The sequence below is a fragment of the Pseudomonas sp. LB-090624 genome, from assembly GCF_003205205.1.
Lineage (GTDB): Bacteria > Pseudomonadota > Gammaproteobacteria > Pseudomonadales > Pseudomonadaceae > Aquipseudomonas.
Genome location: NZ_QJRL01000001.1, coordinates 299146 through 314786, shown reverse-complemented (window position 1 = coordinate 314786; position 15641 = coordinate 299146). Strand labels below are relative to the sequence as shown.

The window sequence follows — 15641 nt, the reverse complement described above, 5'->3', positions numbered from 1 at the left end:
TTGCCTCCAGGCCCTGAGCCTGACCGCGCCATCGCAAGGACCCCGTATGAGCCTGTCACTTCTCAGCCGCTATGCCTTCTTCGCCGCCTGTGTTCTGTTCACCCTGGCGAGCCTGCCCTTCAGCCACCACGAGTGGCTATGGCCGTTTACCCTGACCACCGGAATTCTCAGCCTGCTAGGCCTGTTCGACCTGTTGCAGCAGCGCCACGCGGTACGCCGCAACTACCCGATCCTGGGCAACATCCGCTACCTGGTCGAGGCCATTCGCCCGGAAATTCGCCAGTACCTGCTGGAGTCGGACAGCGACGCCCTGCCATTTTCCCGCGCGCAGCGCTCGCTGGTGTATGCCCGGGCCAAGAACGAAGCCTCGGACAAACCGTTCGGCACCCTGATCGACGTGTACGAGTCGGGCTTCGAGTTCATCGGCCACTCCATGCGCCCGGCGCCCCTGGCCGACCCATCCAGCTTCCGTATTGTGGTCGGCGGGCCACAGTGCAGCCAGCCGTATTCAGCGTCGATCTTCAATATCTCGGCAATGAGCTTCGGCTCGCTCAGCGCCAATGCCATCCGCGCGCTCAACCAGGGCGCAAAGCTGGGCAATTTCCACCATGACACCGGCGAGGGCAGCATCAGCCCGTACCACCGCGAACACGGTGGTGACCTGGTCTGGGAGCTGGGCAGCGGCTACTTCGGTTGCCGCACGCCAGACGGGCGCTTCGACCCAGAGCGCTTCGCCGCCCAGGCGCGCACCCCGCAGGTACGCATGATCGAGATCAAGATGAGCCAGGGCGCCAAGCCCGGCCATGGCGGCATCCTGCCCAAGCACAAGGTCACCCGGGAAATTGCCGAAACCCGTGGCGTGCTGATGGGCGAAGACTGCATCTCGCCATCACGCCACAGCGCCTTCTCCACCCCCATCGAGATGATGCAATTCATTGCCCAGCTGCGTGAGCTGTCCGGCGGCAAGCCGGTGGGCTTCAAGTTCTGCCTGGGCCACCCGTGGGAGTTCATGGGCATCGCCAAGGCCATGCTGGAAACCGGCATCCTGCCAGATTTCATCGTCGTCGATGGCAAGGAAGGCGGCACCGGTGCGGCGCCTGTGGAGTTCACCGACCATATCGGCGTGCCGCTGCGTGAAGGACTGCTGTTCGTGCACAACACCCTGGTCGGGCTGAACCTGCGGGACAAGATCAAGCTGGGCGCCAGCGGCAAGATCGTCAGCGCGTTCGACATCGCCAGCGTGCTGGCCATTGGTGCCGACTGGGCCAACTCGGCGCGCGGCTTCATGTTCGCCATCGGCTGTATCCAGTCGCAGAGCTGCCATACCAACAAGTGCCCGACCGGCGTAGCCACACAAGACCCGTTGCGCCAGCGTGCGCTGGTGGTGCCGGACAAGGCACAACGGGTGTTGAACTTCCACCACAACACCTTGCGGGCCCTGGCAGAAATGCTTGCCGCCGCGGGCCTGGAGCACCCGGCACAACTGGAGGCCAAGCACTTGGTGCGGCGCATCTCGGCGACCGAGATCAAGCTGTTCTCGCAGATGCATGTGTTCTTGAAGCCGGGTGAGTTGCTGACCGGCGAAGTGAATGGCCAGTTCTATTCGCGAATGTGGCAACTGGCGCGGGCGGACAGCTTTGAGCCGCACAGTGAGGTGGCGGCCTGACAGGGCGCCGGGGCCGCAAAACGGCCCCGGCTATGTCACATCAGGAAGCGCTACTGGCCACTCCCTGCACCTCTTTCGGCGCCAGGCGGAAGGTGTAATACAGCACCGTCAACAGCACCAGGAAGGCCGGGCCGATATACAGCGCCACCCGGGTATCCTCGAAGTAGGCCATCAGGCCAACCACCAGCACCAGGAAGGCCAGGGCCAGGTACGAGCTCAGCGGCCACAGCCACATGCGGTACTTCAGCCCCTTGCGCTCGGCAACGGTGAGGCTGGCACGGAATTTCAACTGCGCCAGCAGGATCATCACCCAGGTCCAGATCGCACCGAAGGTGGCGATCGAGGTTACCCAGACGAACACCTTCTCGGGCACCAGGTAGTTGGCCAGCACGCCCAGCAGCAGCGCGCCGATCGACAGCAGCAGCGCATTGCGTGGGACGCCGTTCTTCGAGGTACGGGCGAAGGCCGCTGGCGCCTGGCCGTTCTGCGCCAGGCTGTAGAGCATGCGCCCGGTGCTGAAGATACCGCCGTTGCACGACGACAGTGCCGCAGTGATGACCACGAAGTTGATGATGCCGGCAGCGGTCTTGATGCCGAGGCGCTCGAATGTCATGACGAACGGGCTGCCTTGGCTGCCGATTTCGTTCCACGGGTAGATCGACAGGATCACGAACAGCGCCCCCACGTAGAACAGCAGGATGCGCCAGAACACCGAGCCGATTGCCTGGGGAATGGTCTTTTGAGGGTTGCGCGCCTCACCGGCGGTCAGGCCAATCATTTCCACGCCCAGATAGGCGAACATCACCATCTGCAGCGACATCAGTACCCCGGTCACGCCATTGGGCATGAAGCCGCCGTTGCTCCACAGGTTGGAGATCCCCACTGCCACACCGTCATTGCCAAAGCCAAAAGCAATGATGCCGATGCCGCCGAGGACCATGGCGATGATGGTGACGATCTTGATCAGGGCAAACCAGAACTCGAACTCACCGAAGGCCTTCACCGCCACCAGGTTGACCGCCCCCATGCTGCCCAGCGCCGCCAAGGCCCAGATCCAGCGTGGTACGTCGGGGAACCAGATGCCCATGTAGATGGCCACCGCAGTAATTTCGGCAACACAGGTAACCAGCCACAGGAACCAGTAGTTCCAGCCGGTGAGGAAACCCGCCAGCGGGCCGAGGTAGTCCTGGGCATAACGGCTGAACGAGCCGGCGACAGGGTTGTGCACGGCCATTTCGCCAAGGGCGCGCATGATCACCAGAATGGCCAGGCCGCCGATGATGTAGGACAGCATGATGGCCGGGCCGGCCATTTCGATGGCCTTGGCCGAACCGAGGAAAAGACCGACACCGATACAGGCGCCCAGCGCCATCAGACGAATGTGCCGTTCGCCCAGTTCGCGCTTGAGCGGGCCGCCTTCAGTGGCATGGCCGTGGGCAGGGTGGTTGCCGACTGGCATAGCAATACAACCTCATTTTGTTATTGGATTGACCTTCGTGCAGCAGCGGCCCTGCCGATAGGCGTGGCGTTGGCTTGCCAGGCCTGCCTTGTGGGCCGGCCCGTGTGCCGGGCTAGAGCGCCCGGCAAGGCGAAGGGGGCCAGCAGTATAGGAAGACCGTTGCAGGGATTTTCGCTGTATATACAGGAATAATCAGCGAGTTCTCCGGGACCGCGCCGCCCTGGCAACATCCACCGATGATGGAACCCTCACCAAAGCCGCATAGCCCTACACCGCGTTTCTTCACTTCCGACAAATTTTTCACCCTACCCGCTCAACGTCTAAGCTTCAGGCAAGCAAGACGAAAACACCTGGCCGGATAGAAGACTATGGGCGCACTGTGGCAATCGGAACCAAGCAGAACGGAAGCACCCGAGATACCTCCGGCCGAGACGCCACAACCGAAGTCCCCTCGTCAACGTCGGCTGTGGTGGCGGCTGATCATCCTTATCCTGCTGGTCGCACTGGTGGCCGTCGGCTTCGCCGCCTATGACGAGTTCCGCACCTCGGAGCTGCAATCGCGCGAATTCAGCAAACTGGCCAGCACGCTGACCTATTCGCTGCAACCAGGCCCCAGCGATGCCATCGTCTACCCCGGTGACGGGCCTTTCGACAAGCGCCTGGGTTACAGCGCCCTGGGCGAATTCCTGCCGCGCCTGCTTAAACGCGACTACCTCATAAGCGAGCAGGTGAAGTTCTCGCCGGCGTTGATGAACTACGTCGATCATGGGCTGTTCGCGCCCTATATCGAAAAGATCCAGGCCGGCCTGTCGATCACCGACTGCCGCGGCGACATGCTGTACCAGTACAACTACCCGCAGCACCTGTACCCAGACTTTGCGGCAATCCCGCCGGTGATGGTCAACAGCCTGCTGTTCATCGAGAACCGCGACCTGCTCGATACCAAAGACCCACGCAACAACCCGGCGGTGGACTGGCCGCGCTTTGCCAAGGCCGCCTACAGCCAGATAGCCAAGTACCTGGCGCTGCCCGGGCAGTCAGCCGGCGGCAGCACGCTGGCCACGCAGCTGGAAAAGTATCGCCACTCACCGGACGGCCTGACCGTGTCGGGCGCCGAGAAAATCCGCCAGATGATTTCTGCCAGCGTGCGGGCCTATCAGGGCGGCCCCGACACCACCGAGGCGCGCCAGCGTATCGTGCGTGACTACCTCAACAGCGTGCCGCTGTCGGCCGTGCCTGGGCATGGTGAAGTGCATGGCATGGCCGAGGGCTTGCGGGTGTGGTACGGCGCCGACTTCGACCAGGTCAACCAGGCCCTGACCTCCACCGCCAGCGACCCGCAAAGCATGGCCGCACGCGGCCTGGCCCTGCGCCAGGTGCTGTCGCTGATGATTGCCCAACGCCGCCCCTCACACTACCTGTCCAAGGGCCGGGTCGAGCTGGCCGAACTGACCGACGCGCACATCCGCGTGCTCGCCGCCAACAAGGTCATCGAGCAACCGCTGGCCGACGCCGCACTGGCCAGCAAGGCGGTGTACCGCGACTGGGTCGCACAGCCGACCATCGTGCCGATCGTCACCAACAAAGGCATCAGCCTGGCGCGAAACCGCCTGGCAGCCATGCTCAACCGCCCGCTGTACGACCTGGACCGACTCGACGTGTCGGCCACCAGTACGTTGCAGGCCGACCTGCAATTGCAGGTCAGCCAGTACCTGAAAAACCTGGCAGATCCGGCCTTCGCAGCGCAGATCGGCCTGATCGGCGAACGCCTGCTCACCGCCAAGACGACCGACCAGGTGAGCTACAGCTTCACCCTGTTCGAACGCACCGCCGACGGCTCGCGGGTGCGCGTGCAGACTGACAGCACCAACCAGCCCTTCGACATCAACGAAGGCAGCAAGCTGGAACTGGGCTCGACCGCCAAACTGCGGGTACTTACCACTTACCTGGAGATCATCGCTGAACTGCATGACAAGTACGCCGGCAAGCCGGCCGCCGAGCTGAAGAAAGTCGAGGTCGCCGAGCTCGACCGCATCACCCAGTGGTCGCTGGAATGGCTGACGCAGAACAGCAAGAACCAAAGCCTGGATGCCATGCTGGATGCCGCGCTGGAACGCAAGTACTCGGCCAACACCGGCGAGGCGTTCTTCACGGGCGGCGGCATGCACGTGTTCAACAACTTCCGCAAGGAAGACAACAGCCGCAACCCGACCCTCAAGGACGCCTTGCGCGAGTCGATCAACCTGCCGTTCATCCGCCTGATGCGCGACCTGGTGCGCTACGTGACCTACCAGCAGCCGTACAACCGTGTGCCGCTGCTGAAGGATGACGCCGACCCACGCCGCCAGGAATACCTGGCCCGGTTCGCCGACAAGGAAGGCACCAACTACCTGATGCGTTTCTGGAAGAAATACCAGCGCAAGACTTCCCAGCAACGCCTGGATACCTTCCTCGACAGCATGCGCGTGACGCCGCAGCGGCTGGCGGCAGTGCACCGGTACCTGTTCCCGGAGGCGGGCCAGGAAACCTTCAATGCCTTCGTCCGTGCCCATATCAAGGGTGACAAGGTTGCCCTGGGCAAACTGACCGACGGCCGCCTGTCGGAGATGTACGAGGCCTACGGTCCGGGCAAGTACGACTTGCCCGACCAGGGCTACATCGCTAAGGTCCACCCGCTGGACCTGTGGCTGCTCGGCTACCTGCTGAAGAACCCGAGTTCGACCCTGAGCGAAATGGTCAACGCCAGCCGTTTCGAGCGCCAGGAGGTGTATGGCTGGCTGTTCAAGAGCCGCCACCAGGGCGCCCGTGACAGCCGCATCCGCACCATGGTCGAGATCGAAGCGTTCCTCGACATCCACCAGCGCTGGAAGCGAGTAGGCTACCCGTTCGACCACCTGGTGCCTTCGCTGGCTACCGCCATCGGCAGTTCCGGCGACCGCCCCGCCGCCCTCTCCGAACTGGTCGGGATCATTCAGAACGACGGCGTCCGCCTGCCGACCCTGCGTATCGATACCCTGCACTTTGCTGCCAACACCCCCTACGAAACCAAGCTCATCACCGACCCGGACCGGGGCGTGCGGATTCTGCCGGTGGAAGTGGCGCGGGCGCTCAAAGGGGCCATGTCGCAAGTGGTCGATGCCGGTACCGCGCGGCGTATTTCTGGCAGCTTCAAGTTGCAGGACGGCACGCCTCTGGTAATGGGTGGCAAGACCGGTACTGGTGACAACCGCATCGAAAGCTTTGGTGCTGGCGGGCGCCTGATCGGCTCGCGTTCGCTCAACCGTACCGCAACGTTCGTGTTCTTCCTCGGCGACAACCACTTCGGCACGCTGACCGCGTTCGTCCCGGGGCGCTCGGCGGAAGCGTTCAAATTCACCTCGGCGCTACCGGTACAGGTGCTCAAGGGGATGGCGCCGATCCTGATGCCGTACTTGCAGCCGGGCAACCCGAATGAGTGCAAGCCGCCAGAAGTGGCGCTTACCCCGGCAACGGCAAAAGGGGTTACATCGAATAACTAGATGATAATCATCGGCAATTGAGGGCTAGTCTTTAGATATATCTTGAGTAATATCTTACGATATATCGCAAAGACGGAGCCCCATCCCCCATGCGCGAACACACACCCCATGATCCCTTCGAGCGGCGCCCCGGCCGCGGCGAGCGCGGCCCCCGCGTTTTCGCGCCCGGTGACCTCAAGCTGCTGATGCTGGACCTGCTCGCCGATCAGCCTGGCCACGGCTACGACCTGATCCGCCAGATCGAAAACCTGTTCGACGGCAGCTACAGCCCCAGCCCCGGGGTGATCTACCCGACGTTGAATTTTCTTGAAGAAGCCGAACTGATCAGCGGCCAGGTGCAGGGCAGCAAGCGCCTGTATGCCATCACCGATGCTGGCCGCAGAGCCCTGGGTGAGCAGGCCGTGGCGCTGGACGGCGTGCGCATGCGCATCGAAGTCAGCAAGCGTGCCCTGCGCGGCCACGACCGCCCGCCAGAAATCCATGAAGCGGTCGGCAACCTGCGCCACGCACTGCACATGCACAGCGGCCGCTGGACCCCTGAAGAAATCGAACGGGTTCGCGATCTGCTCAACCATACCGCCAAGGCCATCGCCTCCGGGCCGGCAGAACCTGTCAGGGAGAATGCCCATGAGTGACACCATTCACCGCGTCAACCACGAGATCCGCCAGCGTCGCCTGCACGTGCTGCGGGTCACCGACCTGACCCCGCGCATGCGCCGCGTCACCTTGGGTGGCGCCGAACTGCAAGGCTTCACCAGCCTGGGCAGCGACGACCACATCAAGCTGTTGTTCGCTGAGACGCCGGAGCAGCAGCAGGCCATCGAAGCCCGTAACCTGGGCAAGGATGGTGGCACCCGGCCAACCATGCGCGAATACACGCCACGGCGCATCGACCTGGTGGCCAATGAACTGGACATCGACTTCGTGTTGCACGGCGACGGCCCGGCTTCTACATGGGCCGCGCAGGCCGCGCCCGGGCAAACCCTGAACATTGCCGGGCCGCGGGCTTCACTGGTGGTGCCGGATATCTTCGACAGCTACCTGCTGATCGGTGATGAAACGGCCATTCCGGCGATTGGCCGGCGCCTGGAAGAACTGCCGGCAGGTCGCCAGGTGCTGGCGGTGATCCAGATCGAAGACGAGCAGGAGCGCCAGCCACTGCCGAGCATGGCGCAGGTCGAAGTGATCTGGGTGCGTAGGCAGCAGGAAGATCTGCTCGCACTGGTGAAGAACCTGACCTTGCCCCAAGGCCGGTTGTATGGCTGGGTGGCGCTGGAAAAAGCCCTGACCCGCCAGGCCAAGGCACTGCTGCTGGAGAAGGGCGTGCCTGAGGATGCGCTGAAGGCTGCAGCCTACTGGCGTGCCGACGGGACTGCGGAAGACGAGTGATCCGGGTGCCGTCCCAGGCCTATCGCCGGCACGCCTGCCCTCACAGGAATCGCACAGCCCTAGAAGGCTGTCGGGGGCTGGCTTGCCGGCGATAGGGCCTGTGCAGGCTAAGCCAATCTGCTCAAACCCCGCCACTTGTCCAACCCCAGCAACACCAACCCTATCCCCCAGAAGCCTGCCAGCACCCCGATGGCATTGAGCAACACCTGCCCATACCCCAGGTTCGCCACATCAATGAACGGGTAGGCATACATGCCGATCTCACTCCCCCGCCACAACGCATAGCCAAAGTACACCGCCGGGTACAGCGCCCACAGCGCCAGGTGCCATAGTCGCAGCCTGCCCTTGGGTACCTCGCACCACCAGTACAAGGCATACAGCAGTGGCATGACGTCGTGCAGCAACTCGTCCGCCAGCCATTGCCAACCCTGTGGTTGCCACAAATGGCGCAGCAACACGCTATAGGCAAGCGCCACCAGGACGATGCTGGTGGCCACCGCAGAGCTCACCGGCGGCGACAGGAAAAAACGCTTGGCCCGACCTTCCCGGCCAAACGCCGCATAACTGAGTACCGTCGCCACCAAGGTGTTGGTCAGCACGGTGAAGTAACCGAACACATTGATCAGGCCGCCGACAAGACTGGCCTGCTCCTGCCATCGCGCTATCAGCACCAAGTACACCTGCACGGCCAGGCCGAACCAGCCCAGCACGGCCATGCTGGTCAACCAGGGACGGCGTGGCATGTCAGGCCTGGCGCTGCAGTTTCACGTACAGCTGCTCGACCTTTTCCCGCGCCCATGGCGTTTTGCGCAGAAAAGTCAGGCTCGACTTGATGGTCGGGTTGCTCTTGAAACAGCGCACGTCTATGCGCTCGGCCAGGCCCTGCCATTGGTAGTGCGCCACCAGCTCGGTGAGGATCTGTTCAAGGGTCTTGCCGTGCAGCGCGTTGTGTTGGGCCGTGCTCATGCTGTGCTCCGTAGGAAAGATGCGCACCTTACACGAGTGTAGTGGCGGGTGGGATCAGTCATGGCGACAGAAAAATCGCTGGCCATGGGCAAAACCTATGTGCTGAAATAGTTATGTTATGTTGTAACACTATAAAAGCCTCTGCCAAGGAACGCCCCATCCCCATGCTGTACTCACCGCTTCGCCTCTCTCCTCTCGCCGTTGCGCTCTGGCTGGCCTCATCCCCCAGCCAGGCCGTAGAGCTCGAACCCCAGGTCATCACCGCCAACCCGCTGGGCAACAGCCAACTGGCGGCTCCCAGCACCGTGCTCGAAGGCGACAACCTGCTGCAACAGCAGCACGGCAGCCTTGGTGAAACCCTGAACAAGCAGCCCGGTGTCGCCTCTACCTGGTTCGGCCCTGGCGCCAGCCGACCGGTCATTCGCGGCCTGGACGGCGACCGCATCCGCATTCTGCGCAACGGCGTCGGCGCCCTGGATGCCTCGTCGCTGTCCTACGACCACGCCGTGCCCCTGGACCCGGTGACGGTCGACCGTGTCGAAATCGTCCGTGGCCCGGCCGCCTTGCTGTATGGCGGCAATGCCATCGGTGGCGTGGTCAACACCTTCGACAACCGCATCCCGGACTCGCCGATCGAGGGCATCCACGGTGCCGGTGAACTGCGCTACGGCGGCGCCGACACCACCCGTAGCAGCGCCGGCAAGCTGGAGGCGGGCAACGGCGCCTTCGCCCTGCACCTGGACGCCAACAGCCGCCAGTTCAACGACCTGCGCATCCCGGGCTACGCACGCAGCGCCAAAGTGCGCGATGCCGACGAGCCCGGTAGCAAACACCGCCTGGAAAACAGCGACGGCCGCCAGGACGGCGGGGCAATCGGGGGTGCCTACCACTGGGACCATGGCTACGCCGGCCTGTCGTACAGCCGCTACGACAGCAACTACGGCTCGGTGGCCGAGTCCGGCGTGCGCCTGGACATGAAGCAGGATCACTACGCCTTCGCCTCCGAGCTGCGCGACCTCGACGGCCCGTTCAGCTCGGTCAAGGTAGATGCCGGCTACACCGACTACGAACACAGCGAAATCGAGGAAGGCGAGGTCCATACCACCTTCAAGAACAAGGGCTACGAAGCCCGCATCGAAGCCCGCCACCAGCCGCTCGGGCCGATTGAAGGGGTGATCGGTGCCCAGGTCAGCCGCAACGAATTCTCTGCCCTGGGCGAGGAAGCCTTCGTCCCGCAAACCGATACCGACAGCCTGGCGCTGTTCATGCTGGAGCAGTGGCAAGCCACTGAACGCCTGAACCTTAGCCTGGGCGCGCGTATGGAGCACACCCGCGTAGACCCGGACGCCAAAGGTAACGAGAACTTCGTCGACGCCGACAGCGCCAGCAGCTTCAACGCCTTCAGCCTGTCTTCAGGCGCGGTGTACCAGCTCGACCCGGTCTGGTCGCTGGCGGCCAACCTCGGCTACACCGAGCGCGCCCCAACGTTCTACGAGTTGTATGCCAACGGCGCCCACGTGGCCACCGGTGCTTATGAAGTTGGCGATGCTAGCCTGAACAAGGAAAAGGCCATTTCCGGCGACCTGGCGCTGCGCTTCGACAACGGCACCCACAAGGGCAGTGTTGGGGTGTTCTACAGTCACTTTCGCAACTACATCGGCCTGATCGGCACCGGCAACCTGCGTGAGGGCGGGCATGATCACGATCATGACGAGGATGACCACGATCATGACGACGGCTACCCGGAATATCAGTACCAAGGTGTGCGGGCGCGCTTCTACGGCATCGAGGCCCAGGACCGCTGGCAACTGGTCGAGAACCGTTACGGCAGCTTCGCGCTGGAGTTGTCTGGTGATTACACCCGGGCCAAGAACCTGGACAGCGGCGAGCCACTGCCACGCATAGCCCCGCTGCGCCTGAACAGCGGCCTGGTCTGGGAACTGGATCGCTGGCAGGCGCGGGTAGACGTGCAGCACGCTTCGTCGCAGCACCGCAAGCCGGCCAACGAAACCAGCACCGATGGCTACACCACGCTGGGGGCCAGCGTTGGCTACCGCTTCGAGGTTGGCCAGAGCCAGTGGCTGGCATTCGTGCGCGGCGAAAACCTGACCGATCAGACTGTGCGCTATGCCAGCTCGATCCTGCGCGATATCGCACCGGCGCCGGGGCGCAGTGTGGAAGTGGGGTTGCGTACGACCTTCTGAAGCAGAAGCGACGAAGAGGGGTGTGGGAGATTCTATGGTTTCTGGCAATGGCATCAGGGTTGCCAAGTGCCCGTCACAGCCTCTTCAGCGCCTGTGAGACCGAGCGCCGCCCGCGCGGCGCATCGCGAGCTGCGCTCGCTCCTACGTTTGTTTCGGGCCAGTCACGCCTGTAACAGGCGCGCGCGACCGCTTTGTTCGTACGACGCGATATCGCGCCATGCGCCAAAGCGTTCGCGCGCAATTCCCCCAGGAATAATTGGCCCGAACAAACGTAGGAGCGAGCGCAGCTCGCGATGCGCCGCGCGGGCGGCGCTCGATCTCGCAGGCGCTGAAGATCTTGTGGCCAACACCTGTCAGCCCTTATGCGATCTCTGTGGCGGATTTACCGACTGCCCACACCCCTCTACCGGCCTCGACTGTTGCCAGTTCAGCAACAATCAACTGCGACAATTTGTCTTTTTTTCTTACAACTTCCCCTATATCCTTCCCGCCGCAAGCTGAAACGCTTCACTTCAACCTCTTGTCGTCATATCCATTGAAGGGCCTGCCCTTCGATGCGCTTACCGTTTTTTCCATAATCAGAAGATAGCGCTATCTCATGCTCCAACTGCCCAAATCCTGTTACATCGGCCTTGCCCTCAGCGCCTTGGCAACCCCCGTCGGCGCCAGCGAGATGTTCGCCAGCGACTCGCCATGGATGCTCGGCGACTGGGGCGGCACCCGCAGCCAGTTGCTGGAACGAGGCTATGACTTCACCCTTGGCTATACCGGCGAGATGGGCAGCAACCTGCGCGGCGGCTACGACCATGATCGCACCGCGCGCTACAGCGACCAGTTCACCTTTGGCAGCCACCTTGACCTGGACAAGATCCTCGGCTGGCACGACACCGAGGTGCAGCTGACCATCACCGAGCGGCACGGTGACAACATCAGCAACGACCGCATCAACGACCCGCGCGTCGGCGGCTTCACTTCGGCACAGGAAGTCTGGGGCCGCGGCGAAACCTGGCGGCTGACCCAGCTGTGGATCAAGCAGAAGTACTTCGATGGCGCGCTGGATGTGAAATTCGGCCGCTTCGGCGAGGGCGAGGACTTCAACAGTTTCCCTTGCGACTTCCAGAACCTGGCTTTCTGCGGCTCGCAGGTCGGCAACTGGGTAGGCGGTATCTGGTACAACTGGCCGGTCAGCCAGTGGGCCCTGCGCGTGCGCTACAACCTCAACCCCGAGCTGTACGCCCAGGTCGGGGTGTTCGAACAGAACCCCTCCAACCTCGAGTCGGGCAACGGCTTCAAGCTCAGCGGCAGCGGCACCCAGGGCGCGGTCATGCCGATCGAACTGGTATGGAGCCCACGTATCCAAGGCCTGAAAGGGGAATATCGCGCCGGCTACTACTACAGTAATGCCAAGGCACAAGATGTTCTCAAGGACAGCAATGGCCAGCCGGCAGCCCTCAGCGGCGCCGCCTACCGCAGCAGCTCGAGCAAGCACGGCGTGTGGCTCGGCGCCCAACAACAGGTCACTTCGCTGGCATCCGACCAGTCGCGTGGCCTGAGCCTGTTCGCCAACGCCACGGTGCACGACAAGAAGACCAATGCCATCGACAACTATGTGCAGGCAGGACTGGTATACAAAGGGCCCTTCGACGCCCGCGCCAAGGACGACATCGGTTTCGCCCTCGCCCGCGTGCACGTCAACCCTGCCTACCGCAAAAACGCCCGCCTGGCCAACCAGGCCGCAGGCATCGACGACTATGACAACCCGGGTTTCCTGCCCGTGCAGGACACCGAGTACAGCGCCGAACTGTACTACGGCATTCATCTGGCCGACTGGCTCACGGTACGCCCCAACCTGCAGTACATCCGCCACCCGGGCGGGGTGTCGCAGGTCGATGGCGCCCTGATCGGCGGCCTGAAGATCCAGAGCAGTTTCTAACCCCTTTATCGACCTGACGGAGAACCTACGATGAGCACTGAAGGTGCCAACCATGGAAGCCGCTGGCTACCGCGCCTGATCGGCGTGCTGCTGTTACTGATGGGCCTGGCCCTGCTGGCCGGCGGCATCAAGCTGAGCCAGGTGGGCGGATCGCTTTACTACCTGATCGCCGGTATCGGCTTTGCCCTGTCGGGTGCCCTGCTGCTGGCCCAGCGCCGCATCGCACTGGGCCTGTACGGCCTGGTGTTGCTGGGCAGCACCGTGTGGGCCCTGCTTGAAGTCGGCTTGGACTGGTGGCAACTGGTACCGCGTCTGGCGCTGTGGTTCGCCATCGGCGTGGTGTTGCTGCTGCCGTGGGCACGTCGCCCGCTGATCGGTCCGGCCAGCAAGGTCAACACCGCCCTGCTCGGCGTTGCCGTGGTCGCTTCGGGCGCCTGCGCCCTGGGCAGCCAGTTCACCCACCCCGGCGAGGTGTTCGGCGAACTGGGCCGGGACAGCAGCGAAATGGCCAGCGCCGCCCCGTCGATGCCTGACGGTGAATGGCAGGCCTATGGCCGTACCGAACACGGCGACCGCTACTCGCCGCTGCGCCAGATCACCCCGCAGAATGCTTACCGCCTGGAAGAAGCCTGGCGCATCCGCACCGGTGACCTGCCGACTGAGAACGACCCGGTGGAGCTGACCAACCAGAACACCCCGCTGAAGGTCAATGGCATGCTCTACGCCTGCACCGCGCACAGCCGCCTGCTGGCCCTGGACCCGGACACCGGCGCGGAAATCTGGCGCTACGACCCGCAGGTAAAGAGCCCGACCGGCACCTTCAAGGGCTTTGCCCACATGACTTGCCGCGGCGTTTCGTATTATGACGAAAACCGCTACGTCAGCCGCGACGGCAGCCCAGCGCCGAAAATCACCGACGCAGGCCAGGCCGTAGCCCAGGCCTGCCCACGCCGCCTTTACCTGCCAACCGCAGATGCCCGGCTGATCGCCATCAACGCCGACAACGGCAAGGTCTGCGATGGCTTCGCCAACCAGGGTGTCATCGACCTGACCACCGGCATCGGCCCGTTCACGGCCGGCGGCTACTACTCCACCTCGCCTGCCGCAATCACCCGTGACCTGGTGATCATCGGTGGCCATGTCACCGACAACGAGTCGACCAACGAGCCGTCCGGGGTGATCCGCGCCTACGATGTGCACGATGGCCACCTGGTGTGGAACTGGGACAGCAACAACCCGGAAGACACCAAGCCATTGGCCGCCGGCAAGCAGTACAGCCGCAACTCGGCCAACATGTGGTCGATCGCCAGCGTCGATGAAGACCTTGGCATGATCTACCTGCCATTGGGCAACCAGACCCCGGACCAGTGGGGCGCCGATCGCACCCCGGGCGCCGAGAAGTACAGCGCCGGCGTGGTGGCCCTGGATCTTGCGACCGGCAAGGCCCGCTGGAACTACCAGTTCACTCACCACGACCTGTGGGACATGGACGTCGGCAGCCAGCCGACCTTGGTGCACCTCAAGACCAACGATGGCGTCAAACCGGCAATCATCGTGCCGACCAAGCAAGGCAGCCTGTACGTGCTCGACCGCCGCGACGGCACGCCAATCGTGCCGATCCGTGAAATCCCCACCCCGCAAGGCGCGGTGAAGGGCGACCACACCTCGCCGACCCAGGCCCGTTCCGACCTGAACCTGCTTGGCCCGGAGCTGACCGAACAGGCCATGTGGGGCGCCACGCCGTTCGACCAAATGCTGTGCCGCATCCAGTTCCGCGAGCTGCGCTACGAAGGCCAATACACCCCACCGTCCGAGCAGGGCTCGCTGGTCTACCCGGGCAACGTCGGAGTGTTCAACTGGGGCAGCGTGTCGGTCGACCCAGTGCGCCAGCTGCTGTTCACCTCGCCGAACTACATGGCCTTCGTATCGAAGATGGTCCCGCGTGAGCAGGTTGCCGAAGGCAGCAAGCGCGAGAGCGAGACCAGCGGCGTGCAGCCCAACACCGGCGCCCCATACGCAGTGACCATGCACCCGTTCATGTCGCCCCTGGGCGTACCGTGCCAGGCCCCGGCCTGGGGCTACGTCGCCGCCATCGACCTGTTCACCAACAAAGTGGTGTGGAAGCACAAGAACGGCACCACCCGCGACAGCACCCCGGTGCCGATCGGCCTGCCGGTGGGCGTGCCGAGCATGGGCGGCTCGATCGTCACTGCCGGTGGCGTCGGCTTCCTCAGCGGTACCCTCGACCAGTACCTGCGCGCCTATGACGTGAACAACGGCAAGGAATTGTGGAGTGCTCGCCTGCCAGCAGGTGGCCAGGCCACGCCGATGACCTACACCGGCAAGGATGGCAAGCAGTATGTGCTGGTGACCGCCGGCGGCCACGGCTCGCTGGGCACCAAAATGGGCGACTACATCATCGCTTACAAATTGGCTGAGTAAGTTGCCGAGCCCTGCTTGCAGGGCTCATTCCCCTGTACCGGCCTAACGGCCGGTGCAGGCGATC

10 protein-coding genes are annotated in these 15641 nt (G+C 63.5%); 7 read left to right on the top strand and 3 right to left on the bottom strand.

All coding sequences use genetic code 11. The features are described from left to right. Positions 1-46: 46 nt before the first annotated feature. Positions 47-1666, top strand: a complete 1620-nt coding sequence (locus DMX11_RS01490) for an FMN-binding glutamate synthase family protein (protein ID WP_110742754.1) — start codon at positions 47-49, stop codon at positions 1664-1666. Positions 1667-1706: 40 nt separating this feature from the next. Here the strand turns inward: DMX11_RS01490 and DMX11_RS01485 are convergent, their stop codons facing one another. Continuing rightward, a complete protein-coding gene (locus tag DMX11_RS01485; RefSeq protein WP_110742752.1) occupies positions 1707-3125 on the bottom strand; it encodes an amino acid permease in 1419 nt (472 codons plus the stop codon). A gap of 368 nt (positions 3126-3493) precedes the next feature. On the opposite strand from DMX11_RS01485, the gene DMX11_RS01480 reads away from it, so the two are divergent. The 3 genes from DMX11_RS01480 to DMX11_RS01470 all read left to right on the top strand — a co-directional run bounded on the left by DMX11_RS01480 (position 3494) and on the right by DMX11_RS01470 (position 8032). After that, positions 3494-6643, top strand: a complete 3150-nt coding sequence (locus tag DMX11_RS01480) for a transglycosylase domain-containing protein (RefSeq protein ID WP_110742750.1) — start codon at positions 3494-3496, stop codon at positions 6641-6643. Between the two features lie 89 nt (positions 6644-6732). Then, a complete protein-coding gene (locus DMX11_RS01475; protein ID WP_110742748.1) occupies positions 6733-7278 on the top strand; it encodes a PadR family transcriptional regulator in 546 nt (181 codons plus the stop codon). Continuing rightward, on the top strand, positions 7271-8032 hold the full coding sequence (locus DMX11_RS01470) for a siderophore-interacting protein (protein WP_110742746.1): 762 nt from the start codon (positions 7271-7273) through the stop codon (positions 8030-8032). The genes DMX11_RS01475 and DMX11_RS01470 overlap by 8 nt, the downstream gene beginning before the upstream one ends. 107 nt (positions 8033-8139) lie before the next feature. On the opposite strand, the gene DMX11_RS01465 is transcribed toward DMX11_RS01470, so the two are convergent. Continuing rightward, positions 8140-8775, bottom strand: a complete 636-nt coding sequence (locus DMX11_RS01465; protein WP_110742744.1) for a Pr6Pr family membrane protein — start codon at positions 8773-8775, stop codon at positions 8140-8142. Position 8776: 1 nt separating this feature from the next. Next, complete coding sequence (locus DMX11_RS01460; RefSeq protein ID WP_003252112.1) at positions 8777-8998, bottom strand: VF530 family DNA-binding protein; 222 nt, start codon at positions 8996-8998, stop codon at positions 8777-8779. A gap of 164 nt (positions 8999-9162) precedes the next feature. Between DMX11_RS01460 and DMX11_RS01455 the strand changes: the two genes are divergently transcribed. From DMX11_RS01455 to DMX11_RS01445, 3 genes are all read left to right on the top strand, one after another. Continuing rightward, positions 9163-11202 (top strand): TonB-dependent receptor, encoded by a 2040-nt coding sequence (locus tag DMX11_RS01455; protein WP_110742743.1) that lies wholly within the window; start codon positions 9163-9165, stop codon positions 11200-11202. Positions 11203-11800: 598 nt separating this feature from the next. Next, complete coding sequence (locus DMX11_RS01450; protein ID WP_110742741.1) at positions 11801-13135, top strand: carbohydrate porin; 1335 nt, start codon at positions 11801-11803, stop codon at positions 13133-13135. A gap of 30 nt (positions 13136-13165) precedes the next feature. Beyond that, positions 13166-15577, top strand: coding sequence for a glucose/quinate/shikimate family membrane-bound PQQ-dependent dehydrogenase (locus tag DMX11_RS01445; protein ID WP_110742739.1), 2412 nt, complete (start codon positions 13166-13168; stop codon positions 15575-15577). Positions 15578-15641: the final 64 nt, after the last annotated feature.